This window comes from Nonomuraea deserti, from assembly GCF_004348685.1.
Taxonomy (GTDB): domain Bacteria; phylum Actinomycetota; class Actinomycetes; order Streptosporangiales; family Streptosporangiaceae; genus Nonomuraea; species Nonomuraea deserti.
The window spans coordinates 21,777-28,154 of sequence record NZ_SMKO01000128.1; the positions used below are offsets into that span (position 1 = coordinate 21,777).

Genomic DNA, 6,378 nt, shown 5'->3' on the forward strand with positions numbered 1-6,378 from the left:
ATGATCTCCCACCCTGGCCGGTCGGGTGCGCGCCTGACCGGGTGAACTCGGTCTTTCGGCCGAGGCTTTTCCGGACTTTCCATCTCATGATGGAGGCATCTGATGATCTCAGTCCTTAAGGTCGTGTCCATCGCTCATTCACCGATTGGACACCCGTGTACGAGGAGATCGTCGACTTCGCCCTGGCCACGCCCGCGTGGCTCCACGTGCTCGCCGAGGTGGGCACGGACGCCGGGTTATTCGTGTTCGTGGCACTGTTCGGGGTGGCGGCCTGGCGCGCGTGGCGAGGGCCCGCACGTGACCTGGCGCTGGTGATCGCCGGGCCGGCCGGGGTGGTGCTGGCGTACATCGTCAGCGAGGTGGTGAAGATCCTCGTCAGGGAGGACCGGCCGTGCCGGGGCGGGGTCGCGACGATCGCCGCCTGCCCGCCCCCGGACGACTGGTCGTTCCCCAGCAACCACTCCGCGATCGCGGCGGGCGCGGCGGCCACGCTCGTGCTGGTCTGGCGCGCGCTGGCCTGGGTGGTGTTCCCGCTGGCGGCCGTCATGGCGTTCTCGCGTGTGTTCGTCGGCGTGCACTATCCGCACGACGTCGCCGCGGGCTTCCTGCTCGGACTGGTGCTCGCGCCGTTGTTCGCGCTGCTGGCGGTGGGCGCCGTCACCCCTGCCGTACGGCTCGCGCGAAGCCGTCTGTCGCCGCGATGAGCCGGTCCAGGATGCCCGGCTCGGAGTAGGCGTGGCCCGCGTCCGGGACCACGTGGAACTCGGCCTCGGGCCAGGCCTTGTGCAGATCCCAGGCGGTGGCCATGGGCGTGCAGGCGTCGTAGCGGCCCTGCACGATCACCGCCGGGATGTGCCGGATCTTGCCGACGTCCCTGATGAGCTGCTCGGGCTCGAACCAGCCGCCGTGGTGGAAGTAGTGGTTCTCGATCCTGGCGAAGGCGACGGCCATCTCCTCCTCGCCGAACTCCGCCACCCGCTCGGGATCCGGCAGCAGCGAGACCGTGGCCCCCTCCCACTGGGCCCACGCCCTGGCCGCCGCCAGCCGCGCCTCCGCGTCGTCGCCCTCGAGCCGGGCCCGGAACGCCGCGATCAGGTCACCGCGCTCCTCGACGGGGATCGGCGCGACGTACCGCTCCCACAGGTCGGGGAACAGGTAGCCGGCGCCCTCCTGGTAGAACCACCTCAGCTCCTGGGGCCGCAGGGTGAAGATCCCGCGCAGCACCAGCTCGGTCGTCCTGCCGGGATGCGTCTGGGCGTACGCCAGCGCCAGCGCGCTGCCCCACGAGCCGCCGAACACCTGCCAGGCGTCGATGCCCAGATGCTCGCGCAGCCGCTCCATGTCGGCCACCAGGTGCCACGTGGTGTTGGCGCCGAGGTCGGTGGCCGGGTCGGAGGCGTGCGGCCGGCTGCGGCCGCAGTTGCGCTGGTCGAACAGGACGATCCGGTACAGCTCAGGATTCCACTGCCGCCGGTGCTTCGCACTGCACCCGCCGCCGGGGCCACCGTGCAGCATGACGGCGGGCCTGCCCTCCGGGTTGCCGCAGACCTCCCAGTAAATCTCGTTGCCGTCGCCCACGTCGAGCAGGCCGGAGTCGTACGGTTCGATGGGCGGGTACAGGGATCTCATGCCGTCCGATCCTGCCACCTCACGCCCACTCGTGGCGGGTCAGGAACGACCGGTCGCCGGTGGCGTACTCGTGGAACGCCTGCCGCACCTGCGCCAGGTCCGGCACCGTCGTGCTGGCCAGCGTGCCCTCTTTGTACTCCAGCTCGTAGCCGGGTGAGACCTGCAGGAAGTGGCGGCCGAAGTTCACCAGGGCGGCGAACGGGTTCTGCGGGGAGAGCGTGGCCAGCACGTCGTGCACCAGCGCCAGGTCGGGGTCGTGGACGACCATGCCGTCGCCCGTGTGCAGCTGCATGCCCTCGTAGACGCCCAGCGGCGCCACGTTGTGCACGAGGTCGCGCTGAGGGTCGTAGCAGACCAGCCCGTGCGCCCGCGCGATCGTCAACACCTTGGCGGACAGCTCGTCCATCGTGTCGAGGTCCATCGTCACCAGCACGTGGCCCGGATAGGGCGTGATCCGCCCCGGCAGCTCCTTGGCGACGGCCGGCACGTCACCACCGCCGGGCTCGCCCCGCTTGACCTCCAGGTAGGTGGCCCGCGCCTGGTCCCTGTCGATCGGCGCCGGCTCGTCCCAGACCATCAACTCAACGCTCATCCGTCCATCTTGTCGGACCGCCGCCGCGCCCGCGCATCGGGTGGCCGGGGCGCGACGCACCCTTTTGACCTGGGTGAACGTTCAGCGGAGTAATGAAGAGGCGATGGGGGGAAGGTACAAGGTCATCACTGGGGTCCGGGCTTGTCCGGTGGAACGGGGGAGCGGAATATGGGCAGAGACCGCAAGGGAGCCTCGATGATCGAGATCTGGCCGGGAGACCCCTATCCACTCGGGGCGACCTATGACGGCGCGGGCACCAACTTCTCGCTCTACACCGAGGTCGCCGACAAGGTCGAGCTGTGCCTGTTCGACGAGGACAACACCGAGTCGAGGGTGCCGCTCACCGAGGTGGACGGGTTCATCTGGCACGGCTACCTGCCGGGGATCGGCCCGGGGCAACGCTACGGCTACCGCGTCCACGGGCCCTACGATCCGGCGCTCGGGCTGCGGTGCAACCCGGCCAAGCTGCTGCTCGACCCGTACGCGATGGCCATCGAGGGCGGGGTGCGCTGGCACGAGGCGGTGTACGGCTACCGGTTCGGCCAGCCGGACACCAGGAACGACCTCGACTCCGCCCCCTACGTGCCGCGGTCCATCGTGATCAATCCGTTCTTCGGATGGGGGCACGACCGGCCGCCCGCGAGGCCGTACCACGACACCGTGATCTACGAGGCTCACGTGCGGGGGTTGACGATCTGCCATCCGAAGATCCCCAGGCATCTGCGCGGCACGTACGCGGCCCTGCACCACCCGGAGATCCTCGACCATCTGACGAAGCTGGGCGTGACGGCCCTCGAGCTGATGCCGGTGCACCAGTTCGTCACCGACCACATCCTGGAGCAGCGCGGCCTGTCCAACTACTGGGGTTACAACTCGATCGGGTTCTTCGCGCCGCACAACCGCTACTCGAGCCAGGGGCAGCGCGGCGGGCAGGTGCTGGAGTTCAAGGCGATGGTGCGGGGCCTGCACGAGGCGGGCATCGAGGTCATCCTGGACGTCGTCTACAACCACACCGCCGAGGGCAACCACCTCGGGCCGACGCTGGGGTTCAAGGGGATCGACAACCCCGACTACTACCGGCTGGTCGAGAACGACAAGCGCTACTACGTCGACACCACCGGCACGGGCAACAGCCTGCTCATGCGCTCGCCGCACGTCCTGCAGATGATCATGGATTCGCTGCGTTACTGGGTCATCGAGATGCACGTCGACGGGTTCCGCTTCGACCTGGCCTCGACGCTGGCGCGGGAGCTGCACGAGGTCGACCGGCTGAGCTCGTTCTTCGACCTGGTGCAGCAGGACCCGGTGTTGTCGCAGGTCAAGCTGATCGCCGAGCCGTGGGACGTGGGGCCAGGCGGCTATCAGGTGGGCAACTTCCCGTCCCGGTGGACGGAGTGGAACGGCCGCTACCGCGACACGATCCGCGACCTGTGGCGCGGGCAGCCGGCCACGCTGCCGGAGTTCGGGTCGAGGTTCACCGGGTCCAGCGACCTCTACCAGGACGACAGCCGGCGCCCCGCCGCCTCGATCAACTTCGTCACCTGCCACGACGGCTTCACCCTGCAGGACCTCGTCTCGTACAACGGCAAGCACAACGAGGCCAACAAGGAGGGCAACCGCGACGGCACCGACGACAACCGCTCGTGGAACTGCGGCGCGGAGGGCCCGGCGGACGACGCCGTCGAGACGCTGCGCGAGCAGCAGAAACGGAACTTCCTCACCACGCTCTTCCTCTCCCAGGGCGTGCCGATGCTCTCGCACGGCGACGAGCTGGGCCGCACGCAACAGGGCAACAACAACGGCTACTGCCAGGACAACGCGCTGACCTGGGTCGACTGGTCGGACGTGCGGGAGAACTGGCTGATGCTGGAGTTCACCCAGAGCCTGGCCGAGCTGCGCAAGAGACATCCCGTCTTCCGGCGCAGGAGGTTCTTCTACGGCAAGCCGGTACGCGGGCTGAGCGACATCGCCTGGCTCACCCCGTCGGGGGAGGAGATGACCGACAGCGACTGGAACGTGGGATACGCGAAGTCGCTGGCCGTCTTCCTCAACGGCGACGCCATCACCGAGCCCGACCGGCGGGGCCGCCCGATCAGGGACGACTCGTTCCTGCTGCTGTTCAACGCGCACCACGACACGATCCAGTTCACGATCCCCAAGGACTACGGCGAGATGTGGCACACAGAGATCGACACGGCCATGCCCATCAACGTGGGCGCGCGGATGTGCCGGGCGGGCGAGGCGGTCGCGGTTCCGGGCCGCAGCGTGCGGGTGCTCCGCCGTGTCTAGGCCCACGTCGACCTACCGGTTGCAGCTGACCCCCGACTTCGGGTTCGCCCAGGTGGCCGAGATCGCCGGCTACCTGCGCGACCTCGGCGTGAGCCACGTCTACCTGTCGCCGATCCTGCAGTCCACCCCGGAGTCGCGCCACGGCTACGACGTCACCGACCACTCCAGGATCAGGGACGAGTTCGGCGGGGCGACCGGGTTCAGGGAGATGGCCCAGCACCTGGCCGCGCACGACCTGGGCGTGGTCGTGGACATCGTGCCCAACCACATGAACACGGTGAACGCGCAGTTCTGGTCGGTGCTGAAGGACGGGCCCGCCTCGCCGTACGCGCGGTGGTTCGACATCGACTGGGCCGACGGGACGGTGGCGCTGCCCGTGCTGGGAGACGACGTCGAGCCCGTCGTCGACGGTGACGTGCTGCGCTACCACGAGCACGCCTTCCCCCACCCCGGCCACTACCGGCTGGTCGGCTGGCGCGAGGGCCCCGGCTACCGGCGCTTCTTCGACGTGTCGTCGTTAATCGGGCTGCGGGTCGAGGATCCGGCGGTGTTGTTCGCCACGCACGAGGTGATCTTCTGGCTGCTCGACGAAGGGCTGGTGGACGGCCTGCGGGTCGACCACCCCGACGGCCTGACCGACCCGCGCGGCTATCTCGAACGGCTGCGCAGGCGCGCGGGCAGCGCGTGGACGGTCGTGGAGAAGATCCTCATCGGACCCGAACGGCTGCCGGACGACTGGGCCTGCGACGGCACCACCGGCTACGACGTGCTCAACCGCGTCAACGGCCTCTTCGTCGACCCGGCGGGGAAGGAGCCGCTCGTCCGGCTCTTCAGCGAGCGGACCGGGCAGCCGGCGGACTACCGCCCGGTGATGGCGCAGGCCAAGCGCGAGGTGCTCGACCTGTTCTTCGGCTCCGAGGTGGACCGGCTGGCGAGGGCCGCCTCCTGCGAGCCCGCCGCCGTGCGCGAGCTGCTCGCCGCGATGCCGGTCTACCGCGCGTACATCGTGCCGGGGGAGGAGCCCCCGCCCGAGTCCGTCGAGATCGTCGAGCTGGCCGCCGAGGCGTGCTCTCCCGCCGTGCGCCCGCTCGTCCGCGAGGTCCTGTACGGCTCCGCCGAGGCGATCACCCGCTTCCAGCAGACCTGCGGCCCGGTCATGGCCAAGGGCGTCGAGGACACGGCGCTCTACCGGTGGTACCCGCTGGCCTGCCTCAACGAGGTGGGCGGGGAGCCCGACGTGTTCGGCGTCCCGGTGGAGGAGTTCCACGAGTTCTGCGCCGGGCTGCGGCCGTACACGATGACCACCCTGTCCACGCACGACACGAAACGGTCGGAGGACGTGCGGGCCCGGCTGGCGGTGTTGTCGGAGCTGCCGGAGGAGTGGGCCGCCTCGGTGTCGGAGTGGTCGTCGGCGCTGAGCTTCGACCCGTGTCTCGACTACCTGGCCTGGCAGAACCTGATGGCGGCGTGGCCGATCTCGGCCGAGCGGTTCACGGACTACCTGCTGAAGGCCGCTCGCGAGGCGAAAACCGCTATTTCCTGGATAAATCCGGATCCGTCGTATGAGCGGAAGTTGCGGGACTTCGCCGAGGCGGCCGTGCGGCTGCCCGTGGGCGCCTTCACCGAGCGGATCGAGCCGTACGCGGTGTCCAACTCCCTCGGGGCGAAGCTCGTCCAGCTCATGATGCCCGGCGTGCCCGACGTCTATCAGGGCAACGAGATCACCGACTTCTCGCTGGTCGACCCGGACAACCGGCGTCCGGTGTCCTTCCCGCCCAAGCCGGTGACCGCATGGGACACGGCCAAGCAGCTGGTGACCACCCAGGCGCTGCGGCTGCGCCGGCGGCTCGGCGGCGCGGGGGCGTACC

5 protein-coding genes are annotated in these 6,378 nt (G+C 69.4%); 3 read left to right on the plus strand and 2 right to left on the minus strand.

Annotated elements, in window-relative coordinates; genetic code table 11:
* Window positions 1-155 precede the first annotated feature (155 nt).
* Window positions 156-704, plus strand: a complete 549-nt coding sequence (locus E1292_RS33925) for a phosphatase PAP2 family protein (RefSeq protein WP_132600656.1) — start codon at window positions 156-158, stop codon at window positions 702-704.
* On the opposite strand, the gene pip is transcribed toward E1292_RS33925, so the two are convergent.
* Window positions 658-1,629, minus strand: coding sequence for a prolyl aminopeptidase (gene pip, locus E1292_RS33930; RefSeq protein ID WP_132600659.1), 972 nt, complete (start codon window positions 1,627-1,629; stop codon window positions 658-660). The genes E1292_RS33925 and pip overlap by 47 nt on opposite strands.
* A gap of 19 nt (window positions 1,630-1,648) precedes the next feature.
* The gene (locus E1292_RS33935; RefSeq protein WP_246090521.1) at window positions 1,649-2,221 is read right to left on the minus strand and encodes a hypothetical protein; all 573 of its coding nucleotides are present in this window, start codon (window positions 2,219-2,221) and stop codon (window positions 1,649-1,651) included.
* Window positions 2,222-2,416: 195 nt separating this feature from the next.
* On the opposite strand from E1292_RS33935, the gene glgX reads away from it, so the two are divergent.
* On the plus strand, window positions 2,417-4,510 hold the full coding sequence (glgX, locus tag E1292_RS33940) for a glycogen debranching protein GlgX (protein WP_181958337.1): 2,094 nt from the start codon (window positions 2,417-2,419) through the stop codon (window positions 4,508-4,510).
* Window positions 4,503-6,378 (plus strand): malto-oligosyltrehalose synthase (treY, locus tag E1292_RS33945; RefSeq protein ID WP_132600662.1); only part of this gene is annotated, 1,876 nt, incomplete at its 3' end. The genes glgX and treY, both read left to right, overlap by 8 nt.

What these genes read in the sequence shown, in the direction of transcription:
- glgX (WP_181958337.1), top strand. Translation starts at nt 2,417, where the DNA reads ATGATCGAGATCTGGCCGGGAGACCCCTATCCACTCGGGGCGACCTAT.
- E1292_RS33935 (WP_246090521.1), bottom strand. Translation starts at nt 2,221, where the DNA reads ATGAGCGTTGAGTTGATGGTCTGGGACGAGCCGGCGCCGATCGACAGG.
- pip (WP_132600659.1), bottom strand. Translation starts at nt 1,629, where the DNA reads ATGAGATCCCTGTACCCGCCCATCGAACCGTACGACTCCGGCCTGCTC.